This window comes from Ruegeria sp. AP11 (assembly GCF_056535865.1).
The window spans coordinates 2,749,561-2,770,478 of record NZ_JBQFJB010000001.1 but is presented as its reverse complement, the minus strand read 5'-3'; the positions used below and the strand labels follow the sequence as shown (position 1 = coordinate 2,770,478).

The 20,918-nt window shown below is 60.0% G+C and carries 14 protein-coding genes; 5 read left to right on the top strand and 9 right to left on the bottom strand.

Annotated features, from left to right (window positions below):
• Window positions 1–7: 7 nt before the first annotated feature.
• The 6 genes from ACR3E4_RS13780 to ACR3E4_RS13755 form a co-directional block, all read right to left on the bottom strand.
• A complete protein-coding gene (locus tag ACR3E4_RS13780) occupies window positions 8–925 on the bottom strand; it encodes a hypothetical protein (protein WP_480529790.1) in 918 nt (305 codons plus the stop codon).
• A gap of 10 nt (window positions 926–935) precedes the next feature.
• Window positions 936–2,249, bottom strand: a complete 1,314-nt coding sequence (locus ACR3E4_RS13775) for a TRAP transporter large permease (RefSeq protein ID WP_480529792.1) — start codon at window positions 2,247–2,249, stop codon at window positions 936–938.
• 4 nt (window positions 2,250–2,253) lie between these two features.
• Complete coding sequence (locus ACR3E4_RS13770) at window positions 2,254–2,787, bottom strand: TRAP transporter small permease (RefSeq protein ID WP_480529794.1); 534 nt, start codon at window positions 2,785–2,787, stop codon at window positions 2,254–2,256.
• Between the two features lie 67 nt (window positions 2,788–2,854).
• Entirely contained in the window at window positions 2,855–3,832 is a 978-nt protein-coding gene (locus tag ACR3E4_RS13765; RefSeq protein WP_480529796.1) for a TRAP transporter substrate-binding protein, read from the bottom strand.
• 50 nt (window positions 3,833–3,882) lie between these two features.
• Entirely contained in the window at window positions 3,883–5,133 is a 1,251-nt protein-coding gene (locus tag ACR3E4_RS13760) for an NAD(P)/FAD-dependent oxidoreductase (RefSeq protein WP_480529798.1), read from the bottom strand.
• On the bottom strand, window positions 5,130–6,263 hold the full coding sequence (locus ACR3E4_RS13755) for an enolase C-terminal domain-like protein (RefSeq protein ID WP_480529800.1): 1,134 nt from the start codon (window positions 6,261–6,263) through the stop codon (window positions 5,130–5,132). Before ACR3E4_RS13755 ends, ACR3E4_RS13760 begins: the two co-directional genes overlap by 4 nt.
• A gap of 97 nt (window positions 6,264–6,360) precedes the next feature.
• Here ACR3E4_RS13755 and ACR3E4_RS13750 point away from each other — a divergent pair, with 97 nt between their 5' ends.
• Window positions 6,361–7,281: a LysR family transcriptional regulator gene (locus tag ACR3E4_RS13750; protein WP_480529802.1), complete on the top strand. Its 921-nt coding sequence runs from the start codon at window positions 6,361–6,363 to the stop codon at window positions 7,279–7,281.
• On the opposite strand, the gene ACR3E4_RS13745 is transcribed toward ACR3E4_RS13750, so the two are convergent.
• The gene (locus tag ACR3E4_RS13745) at window positions 7,242–8,936 is read right to left on the bottom strand and encodes a thiamine pyrophosphate-binding protein (RefSeq protein ID WP_480529804.1); all 1,695 of its coding nucleotides are present in this window, start codon (window positions 8,934–8,936) and stop codon (window positions 7,242–7,244) included. The genes ACR3E4_RS13750 and ACR3E4_RS13745 overlap by 40 nt on opposite strands.
• Window positions 8,937–9,047: 111 nt before the next feature.
• Here ACR3E4_RS13745 and ACR3E4_RS13740 point away from each other — a divergent pair, with 111 nt between their 5' ends.
• The 4 genes from ACR3E4_RS13740 (at window position 9,048) to ACR3E4_RS13725 (ending at window position 14,434) form a co-directional block, all read left to right on the top strand.
• Complete coding sequence (locus tag ACR3E4_RS13740; protein WP_480529806.1) at window positions 9,048–9,752, top strand: GntR family transcriptional regulator; 705 nt, start codon at window positions 9,048–9,050, stop codon at window positions 9,750–9,752.
• On the top strand, window positions 9,749–10,459 hold the full coding sequence (locus ACR3E4_RS13735) for an aspartate/glutamate racemase family protein (protein ID WP_480529808.1): 711 nt from the start codon (window positions 9,749–9,751) through the stop codon (window positions 10,457–10,459). The genes ACR3E4_RS13740 and ACR3E4_RS13735 overlap by 4 nt, the downstream gene beginning before the upstream one ends.
• A gap of 321 nt (window positions 10,460–10,780) precedes the next feature.
• A complete protein-coding gene (locus ACR3E4_RS13730) occupies window positions 10,781–13,348 on the top strand; it encodes a coiled-coil domain-containing protein (protein ID WP_480529810.1) in 2,568 nt (855 codons plus the stop codon).
• 30 nt (window positions 13,349–13,378) lie between these two features.
• On the top strand, window positions 13,379–14,434 hold the full coding sequence (locus ACR3E4_RS13725; RefSeq protein WP_480529812.1) for a TAXI family TRAP transporter solute-binding subunit: 1,056 nt from the start codon (window positions 13,379–13,381) through the stop codon (window positions 14,432–14,434).
• Between the two features lie 18 nt (window positions 14,435–14,452).
• On the opposite strand, the gene ACR3E4_RS13720 is transcribed toward ACR3E4_RS13725, so the two are convergent.
• Together ACR3E4_RS13720 and ACR3E4_RS13715 are read right to left on the bottom strand one after the other, a co-directional pair.
• Window positions 14,453–16,033, bottom strand: coding sequence for an AAA family ATPase (locus tag ACR3E4_RS13720; RefSeq protein ID WP_480529814.1), 1,581 nt, complete (start codon window positions 16,031–16,033; stop codon window positions 14,453–14,455).
• A gap of 458 nt (window positions 16,034–16,491) precedes the next feature.
• A complete protein-coding gene (locus ACR3E4_RS13715) occupies window positions 16,492–20,910 on the bottom strand; it encodes a serine/threonine-protein kinase (protein WP_480529816.1) in 4,419 nt (1,472 codons plus the stop codon).
• Window positions 20,911–20,918 lie beyond the last annotated feature (8 nt).

The window sequence follows — 20,918 nt, the reverse complement described above, 5'->3', positions numbered from 1 at the left end:
GCCGCTGTCAGGCGCGGTACATCCGGCGCATGACTAAAGGTGTCAGGTACATCGGGATCTGATACGCGCCAATAAATACCATGATCGGCGCGGTGACCTCTGGCGGCAGGGCCACAAAGAACAGCGCGATGTTGCGGTTCCCAGAGATCAGAGATACCGCCGTCGCGTTCGCAGGCGTCAGACGCTTGCGCGTCATCCAAAAGGTCACGATCTGAGCGCCAAAATTCGCCAAACAGGCAACAGCGATCCAGAATCCGGCGCGCCATGGATCGCTCAGCGCCACAGCACTGACCGATGGCATCAGGCCAATAACGAAGACCGCCAACGTGATCGAGGCCAGCCCCTCTAGCTTCAGCAATGTTGTCTCGGTCGGGCTACGCAGCAGCGTCTGGCGCAGTGTGATCGCGCCAAGTGTGACGATAGAGATCGTCAGGAACAAGCTGATCGCAGCCCGCAGAACCGCCCACAGATCGCCAAGCTCGGGCATGAGCCAGAAGATGGGCAGAGCCGTCAAGGGCAACAACGCCGTCCCGACCACGACCAGACGCATTGCGTGCTCGGCGGGATAGCCCATCATCATGCAAAGGTTCGGACTGCCCGAGATCGACGGCGCCGCCGTCATGATCAGCAGAGACAGCACAACCGCAGTCCCGGCCCATCCCCCTGCAAACGCGACCGATATGACCACCAGCGGCGTGAGGACCTGAAACCCGATCACCGTTGTCATGACCTGACGCAGATCGGCGAGCGAGCCCAGAATGGCTTTGGGCTCCATCCTCAGAATGGTCACGAAAAGCAGCAAGGCGACAAGCGGCGGCAACAAGGGCCGCATCGGCTCGGCCAGTCCGGGCAGCAGCAAGCCTGCCGCCAGACCAGAGACCAGCACATAAGGGCCGTTTCGCGCTGCCCAGAGCAGCGGGCTCACGAGGGCCGCCCTACCCGCCCGGGGTCCCGCGCAGATTCTCGGGCAGCCATGTCGCCAGTTCGGGGAACCAGATCAGGACAAAAACCATCAACACCATGATCAGGAACATCGGGATCGCGGCGCGGGCGATATAGCTCATCTCGTGATTGGTCATGCCCTGCATAACGAACAGGTTGAAGCCGATGGGTGGGGTGATCTGCGCCATCTCGACCACCACCACGATGAAAATGCCAAACCAGATCAGATCAATTCCGGCATCGCGGATCATAGGTTCGACCACCGCCATGGTCAGCACGACCGAAGAGATGCCATCGAGGAAACAGCCAAGAATGACGTAGAACACCAGCAGGACCATCAGCAACTCGAACCGCGTCAGTTCCCATCCGGCAATCAGATCGGCCAGACCGCGCGGCAGGCCGGTGAACCCCATGGAAAGGGACAGGAACGCCGCCCCCGCCAGAATCAGCGCGATCATGGCGCTGGTGCGTGTCGCGCCCATCAGACTTTCGGTGAAGGTCTTCCAGTTCAAAGACCCCTGCCCCGCAGCCAGAAGCAACCCTCCGATCACGCCAAAGGCGGCGGCCTCGGTCGCTGTGGCGTAACCCAGATACATCGACCCGATCACCACCACGATCAGCAGGATCACCGGGAGCAAGAAGCGAGAGTTTTTGACCTTTTCGGAAAAACTCAGCTTACCCTCATCATTCGGGTTCCAGTCTTTGCCCAGCTTCGAATAGATCGCGACATAACCCATGAACATCGCGGCCAGCACGAGGCCCGGCAGGATGCCCGCAAAGAACAGTTTGGTGATCGATTCATTGATCGTCACGCCATAGACGATCAGCGTCAGCGAGGGCGGGATCATCAGGCCCAGCGTTGCCGCCCCGGTCAGCGTCCCGATGATCATACGCTCGGGGTAGTTGCGTTTGCGCAATTCCGGGATCGACATCTTGCCGACCGTGGTCAACGTGGCCGCAGACGAGCCCGAGACGGCGGCGAACACGGTGCAGCCCACGATGTTCGTATGCACCAGCCCACCCGGCAGCGGGGCCATCCATGGCGACAGCCCCTTGAACATGTCCTCGGATAATCGCGTTCGGTACAGGATCTCTCCCATCCAGATGAACATCGGCAGCGCGGTCAGGGTCCAGGATGAGGAGGCCGACCAGATGGTGGTGATCATCACGTCGCCGACGGGGCGGGTCGTGAACAGCTCCATCCCGACCCAGGCGACGCCCATTAGGGCCAGCCCGACCCAGACGCCGGTGCCCAGCAGGGTAAAGAGAACAAAGAGGAAGAGGATGATGACGGACAGGTTTTCCATGCTCTTACTCTCCGTGGCTCTGATCGGCCAGATCGCGGGTGATGCGGTGATCGCCTTTGAACAGGACGTGGAACAGGTGATCGGTCAGAGCGATAGCCAGAATGACCGCGCCGATCAGCATGGCGGATTGTGGAATCCACAGGGCGGTTTTGTCCTGTCCCTGACTGATATCGTTGAACTTCCAGCTCCAATAGACAAAGCGGTAGGCGTACCAGCAGAAATACCACATGACGGCGGTTGCGATGGCAAAGCACCAGACCTCAAGAATGCGCCGCACCCCGTCCGGTACCGCATTCAGCAGGATCGAGACCCGGATATGGCTGCCCCGGTTCAGGGCATTGGCAAAGGCCAGAAAGGACGCGGCAGCCATGGCGTATCCGGCATAGTCCGGGGCGCCCGGGAACACTTCGCCGGTCCAGCGGGCGAGCATCTGCACCACGATCAGCACCAGAATGGCGATCAGGCTGAGTGCCGCCAGAACCCCTGCTGCCAGATAGATGAAATCCAGTACGGACCGAAGCCCTCGCAATACCGCCATACCGTCCCCGCTGTGTTATGATTGGATGTGGAACGGGCGGCATGATCCGCCGCCCGTATCCGGAAGGTTACTGTGACGCGTTGAACGCATCGACGATGGCCTTGCCTTCGTCCCCGGCGGCCTCAAGCCATTCATTGGTCATGGTGACGCCGATCTCTTTCAGCTCATTGGTCATCTGCTCGGACGCCGGACCGACAGTCATGCCGCCATCACGCAGACCTTGCAGCGTGAACCCGGTGTACTCTTTGGCGCGCCAGTTGCCTGCGTATTCGGCCAGCTCGGCGCAGCCCTTGATGACATTCTTGTTGGCGTCCGAAACGCCCGACCAGACATCGGAATTGACCATCACGTAGTTGCGCGGCAACCAGGCGTCGACCTCGTAGAAATAGTTCAGGCTTTCCCAGACCTTGCGGTCGTAACCGGTCGAGCCCGAAGACACCATCGAATCCGCCACACCCGTTGCGAAGGCCTGACTGATCTCGGCCGCCTCGATGGTCACAGGCAGCATCCCTGTCAACTCGGCCAGACGAGATGTGGCGTTGTTGTACGAGCGGAACTTGATGCCTTTCATATCGGCGACCGAGTTCACTTCGTCCTTGAAATACAGCCCCTGCGGCGGCCATGGCACGGCATAAAGCAGCGTCAGGTTCTGTTCGGCCAGCAGCTTTTCAATGGACGGTTTGGCAGCGTCCCACAGCTTGGCGCTGTCATCGAACGAGGTTGCAAGGAACGGGATCGAGTCAAATCCGAACAGCGCGTTTTCGTTCTGGTGGCCGGACAGCAGACGCTCACCAATCGGGGCCTGCCCGGTCTGGATCGCGCGCTTGATATCGGCACCCTTAAACAGTGAACCCGACGGATGTGTGACAATCTCGATCTCGCCACCGGTGCCGGTGGTCACGCATTTGGCAAATTCCGCGCCCGTCGCCGAATGGAAGTTCGACGCCGAATAGGCCATCGGCATGTCCCATTTTTCCGCCATGGCCGGTACGGCAGCGGTTGCGGTCAAAGCGGTTGCCGTCAGAAGTGTTGCTAGTTTCTTCATTATTTCCTCCCAATTGAATTTCGTAACTACGGTGTTTGTCACCGGTATTCTTATGTTGCGAAACGTGAAGGCGCATAGACGCCCATGTCCGTATTCGGGGTTCTGCCCGCGATCATCTGCGCCAGCAGACGCCCGGTTTTGGGCCCGCCTGTCAGGCCGATGTGATGATGGCCAAAGCCCATATACGCCCCGTCGACCCCCGGTATATCGCCAATGATCGGGATCGAATCAGCCGGGGCGGGCCTGTGCCCCATCCATTCCACTTCCTCCTTCCATGTCATGCCGGGGAACGCCGCCCGGGCATTCTTGCGCATCAACTCGAACGGCGCGCGCGACGGCGCAGCATCCAGCCCGCCAAATTCCACAATTCCCGCCAAGCGTATCCGCCCGTCCATGGGCGTGGCAACAAACTTGCCCGAGGCCACCATGACCGGGCTGCGCGGCATCGCAGAAGGTTCTACCAATTCAAGATGATAACCACGTTCACTTTCAAGCGGGACAGAAATGCCCAACCGTTTCGCCAATGGCCCGGACCAGACCCCTGCGGTCACAAGGGCGGCATCGCAAGGCACGGTTTCTCCGTCCGCACGCACGCCGGTGACGCGGCCGTTTTCACGCACGATATCTTCGACGCTGGCGCAGAGTATCCGGCCTCCGTTTGCCTCGACATGCGCGGCGAGGTCTTTCACGTAGCGCCCGGGATCGGTGATCCGGCCATGGTCTGGCAGTCTGGCGGCAAAGCCGATTTCTTTGCTGAACACCGGATCGTATGTGTGGAATGCGTCGCCTTCCAGTTCTTCCCACTGAAACCCGTGCTTGCGCCGAAGCTTCCAGCCGAAAGCGTCGCTTTCGAAATGGGCGCGGTCATTGTAAAGAAACAGATAATCCGACGGCACGATCCACTTCTCGGCACCCGTACCGGCGGCCAGCGTTTGGTGATCGTTTAGACTGTCGCCGACGATGGGGGTCAGGGCCGCCGCAATCCGTGCGGCATCGTCTGCATTGGCGTGGCTCAGATATTGCGTCAACCATGGGATCAGCCTGGGTAGATAGCCCCATTTCAGAAACAAGGGCTGCGAGGGGCTCAACAACATTTTCGGCGCTTTGCGCAAGAGCCCCGGAACCGTCACCGGCACGATGGAACACGAGGCCAGAACGCCGCCATTACCGTGCGAGGTGCCTTCGCCCGGCCCGGCCTTGTCGATCAGGATCACATCATGACCATCGCGTTGCAGCCAGACTGCTGCCGACACCCCGACGATGCCTGCTCCGATGATGGCGATGGTCTTCTTGTCACTCATGCCGCCACCGCCTTGGCCACCGCATAGTGGTCCAGCTTGCCCACATCCGGCCTGCCGCCCAACCCCGGTTCAGTCGGGACAATGACCTGGCCGTTTTTGATCCGAAACGGCTGCTCCAGAATATCTTCGTGCAGGAAATAAGAGGCCTGATAGAATTCACAGCCCAGCGTAATCTCAGGGGTCGCGGCGATCATGTGGGTGCCTGCCAGATGTGCCAGACCGGCCTCGAACATGTCGCCGCCATAGGCCGTCAGACCATGTGCTGCCGCGATGCGGGCAACGGTCTGACCACGTGCCAGACCACCGGATTTCATGATTTTCACCGACACCCCGTCGCAGATCCCTTCACGCGCCGCGCGTTCCATGTCTTCGGGGCCAAACACGCTCTCATCCGCCAACAGCGGCACGTCGATCATCTGCCGCAGCCGGGCCATCATCGCGAAGTGATGCGCCCTTATCGGTTGTTCGATGAAATCGGGGGCGAACTGCGCCACGTCACGTACCTGTGCGGGGGCGTCTTCAATGCAGAGCCCCTGATTATAGTCCACGCGCACCGAGAATTCGGGATGGTTCTGCGCCAGATATTCCAACCGCATGATATCAAAGGCATGATCCCGGAACCCGGTCTTGAGCTTGACGATGCGGACGCCATCCTCGTGCAGCCGCGCCAGCAAATCGATATCCTGCGCAAAATCCGGATTGGCGATGGAACAGCTCAGCGGGATGCTGTCGCGGCATCTTCCGCCAAGAAGAGACCAGACAGGAACACCGCTGAGACGGCCCGCCAGATCCAGCAGCGCGGTCTCCAGCGCCGCCTTGGCCTCGGTGCAGTGGGCCACGGCATTGGCTGCGCGCGCCATGATCGCGGCCCGGTCCCCGACGCGGGTCCCGACAACGACAGGGCGTAAATACCGGTCCAGCGCGGCATAGGTGGCCTCGGGCGTGCCGGTGAACACGGACCAGGGCGAGGCTTCGCCAAACCCCTCGGTGCCGTCTTCGGACCGCAACCGCAGGATCACAACCTCGCACGCGCCTTCGACAGACCCGATACCATGATCCCGCCGCGACGTGACCGGCAGCTTCAGGTGCCACAGATCGTACCCAATGATTTTCTGGTCCAGGTCGCTCATTTCACCCTCTGTTGCCGAGCGCTAGCCTGCCTTGACCCCCATATCATTTCAAATACTATATCTTTGAGACTTCATCAGAAAAAATGATAACCTAAAGATGTCCCTACGGTTTCGTCAGTTACAGGCCTTTCACGCCATTATGGAAACCGGAACCGTGACCGGCGCGGCCTCGGTTCTTGGCATTTCACAACCGGGGATCAGCAACCTGCTGGCGCAGCTGGAACGCGAGGCGCGGTTGCCGCTGTTTGAACGCAACAAGGGCCGCCTGCTGCCGACGCCCGAGGCGGAACTGCTCTACCGTGAGGTCGACACGGTCGTGCGCGGGTTGGACCATGTGGCGCAGGCGGTGACCGACCTGCAGAATAAACATCCCGGACAGTTGCAGGTCGCGGCCCCTCATCTGCTGTCGTTTGGCTTCATGCCGCGAGAAATCGCGCGCTTTGCCAAAAGCCGCCCGAACCTGTCGGTCAGCTTTCAGTCGCAATATTCGTCCAAAATTCAGGAATGGGTGATTTCAGGCCTGTTCGAGATCGGCGTTGTCGAGATGCCGATCCTGCACGACACACTGAACTATCAGGTGTTTCAGTTCGAAACGCTGGCCACCTTCCCCGAAGGCAGCCCGCTGGCCAAGCATGACGTTCTGACGCCGGACATTCTGGAAAACGAACCCTTCATCGTCATGGGCCCCGAGCACCAGACTCACCGCCGGACCCGTGACATTTTCCAGACTGCCGGGCGCACATGGCGGACGCAAATCCACACGCATCTGTCCGAAAACCTGCTGAGTTTCGTCAAACAGGGCATGGGCGTGGCGATGATCGATCCCTTTACCGTCACCTTCGACGGAGAGAGCGGGTATCAGACCCGCCCCTTCCGGCCAGCGGTCATGTTGGACCTCGCAATCATCACCGCCAAGGGGCGGCCCCTATCGACAATCGCGCAGGCGTTTCTGGACCAGCTGAGCCAATCTATTGCGGCTTACGCCACCCATTCCGAAACAGGTGCAGCCGCATCGTGAAGCTGCTGCGAATGAATATCGACAAGCGTCGGGCCGTCATGTTCGATGGCCTGTTTCAGAACCTTGGGCAGTTCCTCGGGATCTTTGACCGTCCATGACTTCACGCCAAAGGCAGACGCCACCGCCGCGTGATCGGTGCGATTGAAATCGACATTATAATACCGCTGGCCGAACCCGGCATTCTGCCCTGCCTTGATCCAGCCGAAAACCGAGTTTGAGAACACAATCGAGGTAATCGGCATATTGTGCCGGACCATGGTTTCGAACTCGCCACAGGTGAACCCGAAGGATCCGTCGCCCATGACGGACAGAGTCTTGACCGACGGGCGACCGATATGCGCCCCCATGGCGGCGCCCAGCGAATACCCCAACGCCCCATGCGCCCGGTTGGTGATGAACTGGCGCCCCGGTTTGCGCCAGCGATAATGCGCGCTGAAATAGGGGCATGGCGTGCCGGGATCGGCCACGACAATCGCATCATCATCGAGGATATCCATCAACGCGGCCATGACCGCCTCGGGGCGGATCGGGGTCTCGCGGCTTGCCGCGAGTGGCGCGAACGCGGCCAGCTTGGCCTCCCACGCCGCACGCGCCTTGGCGGTGCCGCCGAGGCTGGGCAGGTCCTGCCGTGTTTCCAGTGCGTCTGCCAAAGCTTCCAGCGCCAGCCGGGCATCTGCGCAGATCGCCACTTCGGTGGGATAGTTGGCACCGATCACCATCGGGTCGCTGTCAATATGGATGATGGTGGCGTCGCGGCCCGGACTGCGCCAGCGTTCGGTGGTGACCGACCCCGCGCGACAACCGATGAACAGGACCACATCGGCCTGATCCACAACTGCGCGCGTCGCCGGAACGCCTCCGTTTGATCCGACCACACCAAGAGCCAGCGGATCGGTCTCGGCGATGGATCCCTGCCCCGATACGGTGGTGGCAACCGGCATATCCAGCAAACCGGCAACGCGGCGCAGCGCGCCTTCGGCCCCGGACAGAACCGGCCCGCCGCCGCAAATGGCGACGGCGTTTTTTGCCTGTGCCAGTATCTCTGCCGCAGCTTCGATTGCGTCCAGATCGGGTCCGGCACGTTCGGCCGGATAGCTGCGATGCCGCGCGTCGGCCCAGATCTCGACCTCGTCCACCTGCGCCTTCTGCGTGTCAAACGGCAGCGCCAGATGCGTTGCCCCCGGCGTGCCGGTGGTCATTGCCCGGAACGCGGCGCGCACCATGGCCGGCAGTCTTGTGGCATCATCCAGCGAGGTATTCCACTTCGCCAGCGGCTGAAACAGGGCGGGCTGGTCCAGTTCGGTCAACGGATATTTGCCTCGGCTGGACGTCGCCACATCCGACGTGATCGCCAGAATGGGAACCGAGCTTTCGTTCGCCTCGACCACTCCAGGTAGAATATAGGTCGCGCCCCCACCCGAAGGCCCCTCGCACACGCCCGGCTTGCCGGTCACGCGCGCATAGCCGTCCGCCATATAGGCCGCGTGCCGTTCATCCCGGGTCAGAATATGCTGAATGCCATGATCCATGCGCGCCAGCGCGTCATAGAATGGCAGCGTGGTATCACCGCACAGCCCGAACATATGCGTCACGCCATGCGCTTCGAGCATGCGCACCATTGCCTCTGCCCCGGTCAGATAATTCGTTCCCGTCATGGCCAATGATTCCCTTAGATCTAATTGCACACATATCTGTATACAGTTTTGTATATTGATTTCAAGAACCACTTGTGGCACTTGTGAATCGCAATCGAAAGGACAGACAACATGGCGGGCCCGCGCGTCGATGACATCTATGATCAGGTCAAGGCGATGGCGGTCTCTTTCCACCTGCGCCCCGGGGACCGCCTGAACGAGGTGGCCCTGTCAAAAGAGCTGGGCGTCAGCCGCACCCCCCTGCGCGAAGCGTTGAACCGGCTGGTGGCCGAGCGGCTGTTCGATTTCCGCCCCGGCCAGGGTTTTTTCTGCCGCCCATTGGACGCGCAGGGCGTGTTTGATCTGTTCGAACTACGCCAGATCATCGAAGTCGCAGCCGTCCGTGCAGCCTGTGCCAAGGCCACAGACGAAGACCTGCGGTCGCTGAAAGATGAACTTTATGCCACCGGGATCGACATCACGGGCCTGACCGTCGCGGAGGCCGTCAACCGGGATGAGGCCTTCCATCTGGGTATCGCAAAATTGTCCGGCAACGCCGAGCTGTTGCAGACCCTGACCCGGATCAACGAGCGCATCCGCTATATTCGCTGGATCTCGATGAGCATGGATCGGCTTCACCGTTCGAAAGACGAGCACAAACAGGTCATGCAGGCCCTTCTGGATCGCAACGCAGACGACGCTGCGCATATCTTGGGCAACCATATCACCAAGCGCATGGATCAGGTGCAAGAGGCCGTGCGGCAAGGGATATCCAGCATCTACATGGAAGGGTCCGACGTCATTTCGGCCCGCATCATCGAAGAGGCACAGGCATGATCGTTCGGGGCGGAAAATCCATCTACGGCGCGTCCGTCGGTATCCTGATGCTGGACGCACGATTCCCCCGTATTCCTGGCGATATGGGCAATGCGCTGACATGGCCATTCCCGGTGCTCTATCGCATTGTCCGCGATGCCTCGCCCGACCGGGTCGTCCGGCACAAGGCCGAAGGGATGCTGGAGGCCTTCATCGACGCCGCGCAGGAACTGGTCAAAGACGGCGCGGACGGGATCACCACCAATTGCGGATTCCTCTCCCTGTTCCAGAAGGAACTGTCTCAGGCGGTTCCGGTTCCGGTCGTGACCTCCTCGCTGATGCAGGTCGACATGGTGAACCGCGCCCTTCCGGCAGGCAAACGCACAGGGATTCTGACGATCTCGGCCTCGACCCTGACCCAGGGCCACCTGCTGGGCGCGCAGGTGCCGCAGGACACACCAATCGGCACCACCGAGGGCGGGCGCGAGTTCACTCGGGCCATCCTCGACAATGAAATGACGCTGGACGTGGAAAAGGCCCGCGCGGACAATGTCGAGGCCGCGCTTGCGTTGCAATCAAACCATCCCGAACTGGGCGCGATTGTTCTGGAATGCACCAATATGTGCCCCTATGCGGCGGATATTCAGCAGGCGACGGGACTGCCGGTTTTTTCTATTGTCTCGCTTGTCAGCTGGTTCCAATCAGGGCTGACACCGCCGAGATATTGAGGATCGGGCCATTTCTGTCCAAGCAGGTGCGGCGAACTGACGAGCCTTTGCGAACGATTGCGAAGCAGAAGGCCAATATGCCTCTGCCGACAACAGGTGAACTCACGATCCGTGGCACCTATTCGGCTCTGGTCGAATACTCACATGTCAGGCGAATTTGCCCATCGGATGCTCACGTTGCGAAAAAGACGAATTCAGTGATCTCAATTACGGGTTGCCATCAGGGCTGGGGTTAGACTTTTTCATAAATCTGTGGAACATTTACCCTACAGCTTTCTATTGGAGAGTGGGTGTATGGTCCGGTTTCGGCTGTTTCGTTTAATGATATTCGTTCTGGTTTTTGGAGCCTGGACGCCGGTTGTTCTGGCGCAAGACACCGAAGATCCCTCAGCCATTACCGAAGAGCCGCCGCAAACCGCCGCGACACTTCGGAAAATTCTGGCCCTTCTGGAAGAGGAAATAACCCGCGCACAATCCACCCGCGACACGCTGGTGGCGGATATTGCGAAGGCCGAAACCGAGCTTTCGGAATTGCAGGCGCAAATCACCTCGGTGGATTCTGAGCGGCGCGACAACGCCTCGCGCCTTGCCGAGCTCGAAGAAGCACGCGGCCAGCTGGAACAGGAAAGTCAGGCCAGCCAGTCTGCGATTGCCGAGCGGCGGCAAGAGCTGGGTCGGCTTGAAGCCTCCACCCAACAGGCCGAAGTTCGGCTTGCGGATCTGAATGTGCAGATCGAAACTGCCGCCGCCGAGGTCGGCAATCTTGAGCAAATGAAGCTTGAGACACGAGACCTTCAGACCAAGATGGAAGCGGATCGTATGCTTGCATCCGAGCTTGCCGCAGATGTTGAGGACCTGACCCGCAGCCAGCTTGAAGCCAACACCCAGCTGGACGCGCTGAACGAAACTCTGGCGCAAAACAGGTCGGCCCTGAACAGCGTGACCGCTGAAATTGCCACCAAACAAAGCGAGCTGGATCAAGCCGCAACAGCATTGGGCGCGCGACAAGCAGAGTTGAGTGAGGCCGAAACCAACCTTTCAGCGCTGCAGCAGAGTATAACCGGCGTAACAAATGACCTCACCCGCCTTCAGGAAGCCGTCGATACCCGGCGCGCCGAGGAAGAAACCTTGACCGCCGCCATTGCGACCGCGACCGAACGCGAAAGTGAACTCCAAACCTCGCTGAGCGCGCTGCAGCAGCAGGAAGCGGCGCTGCGCGGAGAACTGGAGGCTCTGGCCGTCGAGAACTCTGACAAAGTCCAGAACGCCGCCGAAATCGCATCCGCAGAACAGGCGCTTCAGACACTGGCCGAGGAAAAGTCCGCTCTTGATACCGAACTTGCGCGCAACAGCGATCAACTGGACGAATTACGCAGCAGTATCGCCGAGACGGAAGTCGCGGTGCAGGCTGCCCTGAGCGAAAAGTCATCTGTCGAAGCAGAGCTGAGCACCGCTCGACAGCAGCTTGAAGCAACTCAGGGCGAGCTTGATCAGGCTAATGCCCAACTCAGCGACTCGCGTGCGGCAATGTCGGAAGAGATCGCCGCGCTGCAGGCTGCACGTACGGATGCTGAAACCGCAGCGCAGACCGCGCAGGAACAGCAGGCCGCCGCAGAAAGCGCATTGTCCGATGTTCAGGGCCGACTTGCTGCGTTGAGAGATCAGGAAGCCGCGACCGAACAGCTGTTGACCGACAAATCCGCAATCGAAGGTGAACTGACGCAAGCTCGGCAGGCGCTTGATACAGTTCGGGCCGATATCGAAGACGCGGAGGCCCAGCGCGCCGCTGCAACCGAGGGACTTGCGGCGCTGCAGACCCAGACGGCAGCGGCCCAAGAAAACCTGGCCCAGCAAGAGACGGCATTGGCCGAGTTGAACGCATCGCGGCAATCCCTGTCGGAAGAGATCAGAACCGGTGAGCAAAGCAAGGTGAACCTCTATGCCTCGCTGAACGATCTGCGTCAGGAGCGCGAGCAAAAGACCGTTGAGCTGGCCGCGACCGAAGATGAGCTTGCACAGCTACAATCCGCGATCCAGACCGCCCTGGAGGCGGGCGCGCAAGAGGCCGCCGCGCTTGAAAGCCTGCGCGCCGAAGCGCAAACCGTCACTGCGAGCCTTGCGGAAACGACCAGTGAGCGCGACACGATCAGCACTCAGATCGCCGAGCTTGAGGCCCAACGCGATGCGCTGACCGCCGAGACTGCAGCGGCGACCGAGGAACGTGACCGGACCCTGGAGTTGCTTGAACAGGCGGCAACAGCCGAGACCGAGTTGAACGCAGTACTGGATGAGATTGCCCTTGCGCGCGACGAATTGGATCGCGCTGCCTCGGAAACCGCCGAACTGGCCTCGCAACGCGATGCAGTACGATCAGAGCTGGAAGAGTTGGCCGAGGCCCGAACGCAAGCAGCGCAGGAAACGGAAGCGGCGCTTGATCAACAGAAAACCGATTTGCAGGAGGCTGAGGCGCAGACGGCAGAGGCCCGGGCCGAGTTGGAGGCGCTGCGCGAGCAGGCCGCATTGTATCGGAACCAATTGTCGAACCTTGCCGCAAGCCTTCAGGCGCTGGAAGGCCCGTCCGTAGAAGTGGCGACGCAACCTGCCCCGTCCGTTATCCAGCGCGGGGAAGAGTCCGTTGCGGACGACCCGCAACCCACTCCGACCGATGAGCCAACCGGTTCCGTGTCAGGGCCGCAAAAACCAATCGAGGTTGTGCGCGCGGCGCTGATTGGCGCACCGGGTCTGGGCAGTCTTTCAAGTGATGTCATCGACACGTTGGCCGCCGAACTGGCAAGCGGGGCGTGCGCCGTAGACGCACTGCAGACCGCCACCGGAGAGGTCAACCGTCACATGCTGCTCCATTTGGTGCGGTCCGGAGAGTTCTGTTAGTCTTTTTGTTGTTTGAGAGGGAGGTAAGACATGCGTTTGTTCAGGCTGGGGAAGCTGCTGACCAGAACCGTCCTTTTGGCGGGCCTGAGCCTTATGTTGCCCGCGACCGCTTCGGCATTCGAGCGGAATATCCTGACCGGGGGGCCAACGGGAACCTACATCCAGATCGGAGGGGATCTGAGCGGGCTGGCCTCGGCCTGCGGAATTGACCTGAACGTTCGCGAAAGCGCCGGATCGCTTGAGAATTTCCTAGGCGTCCGCCAACGTCGTTTCACCCAGCTGGGTATCGTGCAAAGTGATGTGCTGGAATATCTCAAGACCTATTCCAGCGAAGACCCGGAAATTGCGCGCGCCATTTACGGCGTTCGCATCGCGTTCCCGCTTTATAACGAAGAGGTGCATATTCTCGCCAAGCGCGACATCAACTCGCTGGCGGATCTGACCGGCCGCAAGGTCGCCGTTGGGGTCGAGGACAGCGGCACCTTCCTGACCGCGTCTCTGGTTCTGGATCTGGCGGGTGTCAATCCAGCGGAACGTCTGACAATCAATGCGGATACATCGCTGCAAATGCTGCAGGAGGGCAGCATCGATGCGTTCTTCTATGTTGCAGGCGCACCGACAAAACTGTTCCAGACCGACCAGATCGACCCGGAAAAGCTGCATTTGCTGTCTGTGACCGACCCGACCCTGTCTGCCGTTTATACCCCTTCCAAGATCGAAGCGGGCACCTATCCGTTCCAGCAGGAGACCATCGACGTTGTGGCGGTCAAAGCGGTTCTGATGACCTATGAATACACGCCGGAACGGAACGGTTATCATCGGGCCAGTTGCAATGCGGTGGCCGATGTGGCGCATCTGATCGCCAAAGAGTTTCAAACGCTTCAGCAATCGGGCCATCCCAAGTGGAATGATGTCGACCTCAACGACATTCCGCCCGGCTGGAATATTTCGCAATGCGTGAATTTAGGTCTGAGCGAAAATTATCAGCTTGAGTGCGGGCCGGTCGAAACCGCTGTTCAACCCAATATCGAAAGCGAGGCAAACGCCGCCTATCGCGCCCGCATCTGTGCAGTTATCGGATGCTGAAACCAGTTCAGGCTGAGGTTATCTCAGCCTGATCTCCATCCAGGGCGAGGCGACTTCCCTGCCGTTTCTGTCCAATGCGATCACCCGCCATGTGCGCGCCGCTTGCGGAGGTCTCAGCCGTATGGCCGATGTTCTGACCCGCCCGGAATAGAGGGCGGTGTCGCTGAACGTAGATGACAGTTCGACGCGGTAGGCCATCGGATCGGCCCCCTCGCCGCTGGTCCAGACCAGTTCGACTGTACCATCCGGCATCTTTTGCGAGAACAGAGGTATCGGCACGGTGATCACGCCACCTTCCGTCGAAGGCTGCAGGTCCTCAAGGCGTGCAGCGGCTCCCGCGATCTGAGAGGCGGCCCGGTTGTACCAGATCCGCGCAAGCGCATGATCCACAGGCACCCCTTCTCCGGTCTCATAAATCTGCCCGAGGTAATATGCAGATCGCTCATGCCCTGAAAGCGCCGCGCGTGCGTATCCAACCGCGGCTGCGTCAGGTGCGGCTTCCGCCAGATCGAGCGCAGCCAGATACTGACCCGTTGCCGTGGTCTCGGCCCCGCCCAGCGCTTTGGCAATGCGCGCGACACGCGCCTCGGCTTCGGCTGCCGTGCCGGGCAAAAAACTGCGCGGTGTCGGAACATTACCACTCACATTGGTCGTACCGGTGATCACTTCACTCAACGGTGCTTCGGCCCGATCAGTCAAAAACCCTCCCGTCGCAAACAGATAGGCCCCGCCCCCGACCAGCGCCAGCGCCCCTGCTGCAAGCGCTGCAGCGCGGCCAAGTGGGCGTTTACCCTGTTTAGGGACCTCAGGCTCGCTCCGGTCGGTGTCCGAAGCGTTCTGCAAAATGCCTGCGACCTGGTTCGCCCGTGCCATAAGCTCGGCATTGGCGGGCGTGTGGCGCTGCCCTTCGGCATCGCCTCTGCGCTGCCCCGCTGAATCGGAAGCTCTGACCAAAGCGGCAACCCGGCGCACCTGAGCCTTGTCGATTGTTGCTGGTCCGTCCGGTGGTCCGTGCTCTTTCAGCGCATCGCAAATGGCGTTCAGCTTTGCCGGAATACCATTTGATAGAACAAACAATTCGCGTACTGCACCCTTGTCCAATTTACGATCCTGCAGGCCGATCCTTGCCAGACGCGCAGGAACATAACCGCCAACGTCCTTCTCGCTCATGCAGTCCAGGGTAAATGCTGGGCCAACAAGATCCGGTCTTACGCCCGACAGGATATCGGCCAAATCCGGACTCCCGACCAGGACAAGCTTCATCAGCGGGCGCTGCTCCACAGCCTGATCACAGAGGTCACAAAGCGCCCCGAGATAGAGGTTCGACAATTGCTCGGCGTCATCAACCACAAGCACCGGAAACCGCCGCGCCGCGTGCAGCGACCCGAGCAGAGCGATCAGTTTTTCGCGGCTTTGCGCAGGGGTTACGGTGGGGCTTCGTTTCGGGTTGAACGCGGTCAACACATCCGAGAACACCTCGCCCGACAAATGATCCAGGCTGTCGAGCATCCGAACGACGAAGGCCGAAGTGTTTGTCGCGATCAGTTCCTGCGCCAACAGGGTCCGCCCGGTTCCGGTGCGGCCAACAAACAGCGTCACGGGAACCCGGCTGGCCGTCGCGAAATTCAGCCGCTCGCGCGCAAGCTCATGCGCCTGGCTCCAATAAATGGCGCCAGACGGTTCCGATACGGTCGCCCTTTCCGAAGAATCTGATGGTTGCGCCCTGTTGCCTTCCATAACCCCCAAACTCGCAGTTCACGCCGACGGTTCAGTGCAATGGCCCTCATCAACTCGAAGACCCAAGCCTGATGGCTTCAAGGCAGAAAGCCAATGTCGAAACGCTCGAAATCCCCACATCAATAAGCAGCAGTCTTACAAACCATAAACACACCGCAGCTGTGACTAATATACTGTCGGAAACGAAGTGGAAAATCTAGGCCGAGGGCGGATTCCACTGCAGGCAAATGCAATTTCTGCATTTAGAGACGTCCCCAGCGGTCCGAACGATCAATCTGACTGGCATTGCGGCGACAGGCTGGCTGACAATGCTGCAGGTGCTACTCAAGAAAGCGATCACAGCTGGTTGTCGGCTTTTCGCTGCCCAGATACTGAACACGCCTCTCTGCATCGAAAGATGGCGCGCTCAACATGCAGGCAATCGCCAGGCTCAGCCTGTTCCAGACGCGGGTCACGCCTTCTTCGCTTGTGGTCGCAAAGGACTGGCCATCGGGCGCAAGGGCAATTCTCCAGCTTGGGGCGGCATGCACTTTCTGCACTGGCATGAGCCGCCGATTGGCCACCGTATCCCACCAATGCAATTCTCCGGATCTGTCTACCGCGACCAGAGTTGCTTGATCCCCCAGAAAAGCGATATCTGTGGCGCCCCCTTTATGTCCGCCATAAGAGGCAAGTTCCTGGCCGGTTTCCAAATCCCAGATTTTCACCACCTCGTCGCTTGACGCCGATGCTAGTCTTGAATTGTCGGCCGAGAACGCAACACTCCACAATGTGTTGTCGTCTGCGTCTATGACTCGTTCCAAACTGTTATCCGCTATACTCCAGACATAGACCTTTCCATCGGCGGACGCTGCCGCCAATCTGGATTCGTCAGGGGATACGCTCACACGGTTTATGGCCGTCTCGGGCAGATCAATCGTATGGACGATGCTTGTATCCGCCGCGTCAATCCTGTGAACCCCATTCCCCGTTGCCGCAAACAACACCGATGAGGCGGTCGGGGCAATGTTCCAGACGGGCGTCTGCCCCAGATTATACTGATCCACAATCTGCAGTGCGCTTGCGTCCCAGATCCGGATATCGCCATCCCGGTCCCCCGAGACGAGATGCCGACCGTCTTGCGAGAACGCTATGGCCCAAACCTGATTTCTGTGCCCCTTCAGCCGTAGGGGTTTCATGGTCGAGCCCACATTCCAGACCCACACATTGCCATCACTGTCTCCGACGGCGACCTTGGTCCCATTCGGGCTGTATGCAACCCCAAGGGCCTTGGCCCCACCCGCAAGGGTCAGGGCGTCGCCCTCGCTGGGCTCAGCCGCGATCCGCCACAGCCTGACCTGCTGATCCCGTCCAAGTGTCGCCAATATGGGAACCTGACTTGCGCTATCGATATCAACGATACTCTGGCTATGCGCCTGCACCACAGATCCAACAGGCTGCAGATCAGAATCCTCCAGAAGAAGCGCCCCCGTCGCCGTGGCACCCACCAGAATGTCGTCGGTACGGGTATACGTCGCCGCAACAACATCATCCGCATTGGCAAAGCGGTCGACGATCGGGCTGCCCGAGGGGAAACCGATCGATGTAACCTTTCCGTTTGTATGAGATACCGCGAAAAAGCTGCCGTCCCGGCTGAAGGAAAGATGGTCCGGATCAGGACCCAGCGGGCCGCCCGGAATTGGCGGAAAAGCGGTCCTCGCGTCTCGATCCACCCAGCCGAAAATGCCACCGTCAACATTGCCTGCGACCAGTCCCTCCAACACCGGGGAAAAGGCCACCCTTTTAAAGCCAAGCGGTTGCTCCGCCAGGGGCGGGCCGATCTGCATTCCGTCGGACAGATTCCACAGGCGAACGGTGCCGTCGCCTGTCGCCGAAGCGGCGCGTTTACCAACTGAATCGAAAGCCACGCCGAACGCCAGATCGTCGCCGGAAAACAGCGTCGTCAACGGACCATACCGGGTGGGATCAACATCCCATAACCGTATGTCCCCGTCCGTTGCAGCCGACAACAACTTGGTGCCGTCCGGCGAAAACGCGATATCGCGGATACCTCCGGAATGGCCGACCAATTCTGCCAGAATCCCTTCATCCGCCCTGACACTGTGAATTACAATACGCCCGTCGCGCAGCCCCACGGCGACCCGCTGGCCTACCGGATCGATGTCCATGGTCTGGGCGTCGCCCACTGTCAGAGGGCTGCCCAATGGGATAAGACCGGGCTCGCTCAACCTCTGACGCGCCAACAGCATTGCAGAGCGCGCATCCGAGGTCGAACCGGCCGACTTGGCCCGGACGATGGCTTCGGCACTAAGGGAAAGCGCAAGCAGCGGGTCCGACTGGGACAAACCATGCGCCGCCGCACCCAGCGCACGCGCAAAACGCTCATTCGCTTCGGCGGTCGCCGCAACAGCCATCTTGCGGTTGCTCTCTGCCAGATTGGAGGCACGAATGGCCAGAAATGAAGCCGCCGTTGCCCCGATGGTCAGCACCGCCAGCGCCCCGGCAGCAACCTGATAGTACAGCCGACGCCGCCGCCTGCGCTGCTCTGAGGCTGCCAGCGCCGTTTCGCGCGCATCACGCGCCTGCCCGAGGAACTCCCGCTCGAGTTTGCCCAGAACGTTTTCGTTTTTGGCCGACCACTCCTCTGCCGCCAGCAACCGTGTTCCGCGATACAAGAGGTCGGGCTCTCGATTGTCGTTGTCCCACTCGCTTGCGTCATGCTGAATGCGCTGTCGCATGCGCAGATCGTCCCGGCTGTCCTCGATCCACGAGTGCAATCGCGGCCATGTGCGAAGAAGGGCTTCATGGGCGATTTGGACCGTGTTTTCATCCACCGTAAGCAGACGTGCGTCTGTCAGCGCCTCGACAACCTTCCGTGTGGTATCCGGTGCGATGTCCTGTTCGACTTCATCTATCGGAAGCAGCCGGCGTGTATCCGGTGTGCCTTCTCCGGGGGTCACCAGTCGCAAGAACAATCGCTGCGTGGCGTTTTGCTGATCGTCGTCAAAACTGTTCGAGAACAGGGTTTCCGCTGTCTGACTTATCGCACCTGTCACGCCACCTGCCTCACGGTAACCGTCCAGAGACATGGTTGCGCCCTTGCGCCGGATGTAAGTTTCATAAAGCGAATGCGCCACCAAAGGCAGCGAACCGGCCTCTTTCCCCGCTTCGTCGACAATCGCGTCGATCAGGGACCTGTCCATATGCAGGCCAACCGCACGAGCAGGCTCGCTGATGGCGCGACGCAGTTCCGCACGCGTCATCGGCCCCACCAACAGTTGGTTTTCCGATATCCGGTCCGCAAGCCAGGGAATTTCCGCACAAGACGCGTAAAAATCGGCACGAATTGTGATGACGGTCCGAACCCGACTGTCCGCCGGATCGGTCATGGCGGACAGCGCTTCAATAAAATTCAGTCGGCGCTCTTGTGTGACCAGTGTAAAAAGCTCTTCGAACTGGTCGATGCAAATCAGCAACTCGCCTTCATTGGCCATGGCAAGACGACGCGCGGCGCTGGGATAGGCGATAAAATCATTCAATGAAACCTGCGCGGTAAGATGCGAATTGTCCCCGATGAGCTGGAAATACAGATCCGTCATCGGATCCCGACCCGGAGTGAATACGCAAACACGCCAGTTCTCGCTTCCGGGAATCGCGTTTGCAGCCACGGCAGGAAGCAGCCCGGCGCGCAGAACCGATGACTTGCCGCTGCCCGAAGAGCCGCCCAAGACCAGCATTCTGCTTTGTTGCAGCCTGCTGACAAGTTCTTCGACCAGATCTTCGCGGCCAAAGAAATAGCCCGCGTCTTCGGACTGAAAAGCCGCCAACCCCTTGTAGGGGCACTCGACCCGGTTTTCCGATATCTGCGTTACCGCCTCGGATTCGGCCTCTCGCCGATCCCGGTCCAGCGCGTCGTTCATCGCATCGCGCCAGGAAACCATTTCCTGAAACCGCGCTTCGGGGTCCAGCGCCATTCCGTGCTCGATGCAATCGCGCCACATCTCGGGCAGTCCGGGCAGGTTCTCGGAAATACGATGAAATGGCGGCGGCGCACGGCCCGTCAACACGTGCCACATCAGCGCCGTCGCCGAATAGATATCGGTCATCGGAGAAACAGGTTGTCCGCTTTCAACCTGTTCCGGCGCTTGATAAAGCGGCGTTCCGGCCATCATCGTTGCCCCGGTCACACCGATCGCCATGTCCTTTGCGATCCCCAGATCGGCCAGAAACACTCTTTCGTCTTGCTCGACCAGCGCAGTGAAGATGTCCGTAGTCTCATGATCCACCGGACGCTTGATACGTTGTAAAAGCACATTGGCGGGCTTGATGTCGCGATGCACGACATTGGCATCGTGGACCGCGGCCAGACCATCGGCGAGCGCGTCAATCAAAACACCCACGCCTTCGCGCCGCGCCAAAACCGCCGGTTCAAGACGTTTGAGGCGTTCGGCCAAAGTGCCCCTGTCCGCATAGTCCATGACAAAATAGGGACGCCCATCTTCCAACCGGCCCACATCGTGAACAGACACGACACGCGGCGACCGAATACGCCTCAGCAACCGGGCTTCTTCAAGGAAATGACTTATGACCGCGTCATTGGCAGCAAGATTGGCGTGCAAGATCTTGAGTGTGACGGGGACTTCCAGTTCTTCGTCCCGCGCCAGAACGACGGCCGCAAAGCCGCCGCTGGCAATTTCCCGTTCTACGGCATAACGGCCTATAAAAGCAGGGAAACTCATGACGGGAC

Coding starts and splice junctions, on each gene's coding strand:
- ACR3E4_RS13755 (WP_480529800.1), bottom strand. CDS start 6,263: ATGAGCGACCTGGACCAGAAAATCATTGGGTACGATCTGTGGCACCTG.
- ACR3E4_RS13770 (WP_480529794.1), bottom strand. CDS start 2,787: ATGGCGGTATTGCGAGGGCTTCGGTCCGTACTGGATTTCATCTATCTG.
- ACR3E4_RS13730 (WP_480529810.1), top strand. CDS start 10,781: ATGATATTCGTTCTGGTTTTTGGAGCCTGGACGCCGGTTGTTCTGGCG.
- ACR3E4_RS13745 (WP_480529804.1), bottom strand. CDS start 8,936: ATGACGGGAACGAATTATCTGACCGGGGCAGAGGCAATGGTGCGCATG.
- ACR3E4_RS13715 (WP_480529816.1), bottom strand. CDS start 20,910: ATGAGTTTCCCTGCTTTTATAGGCCGTTATGCCGTAGAACGGGAAATT.
- ACR3E4_RS13765 (WP_480529796.1), bottom strand. CDS start 3,832: ATGAAGAAACTAGCAACACTTCTGACGGCAACCGCTTTGACCGCAACC.
- ACR3E4_RS13735 (WP_480529808.1), top strand. CDS start 9,749: ATGATCGTTCGGGGCGGAAAATCCATCTACGGCGCGTCCGTCGGTATC.
- ACR3E4_RS13740 (WP_480529806.1), top strand. CDS start 9,048: ATGGCGGGCCCGCGCGTCGATGACATCTATGATCAGGTCAAGGCGATG.
- ACR3E4_RS13775 (WP_480529792.1), bottom strand. CDS start 2,249: ATGGAAAACCTGTCCGTCATCATCCTCTTCCTCTTTGTTCTCTTTACC.
- ACR3E4_RS13760 (WP_480529798.1), bottom strand. CDS start 5,133: ATGAGTGACAAGAAGACCATCGCCATCATCGGAGCAGGCATCGTCGGG.
- ACR3E4_RS13750 (WP_480529802.1), top strand. CDS start 6,361: ATGTCCCTACGGTTTCGTCAGTTACAGGCCTTTCACGCCATTATGGAA.
- ACR3E4_RS13725 (WP_480529812.1), top strand. CDS start 13,379: ATGCGTTTGTTCAGGCTGGGGAAGCTGCTGACCAGAACCGTCCTTTTG.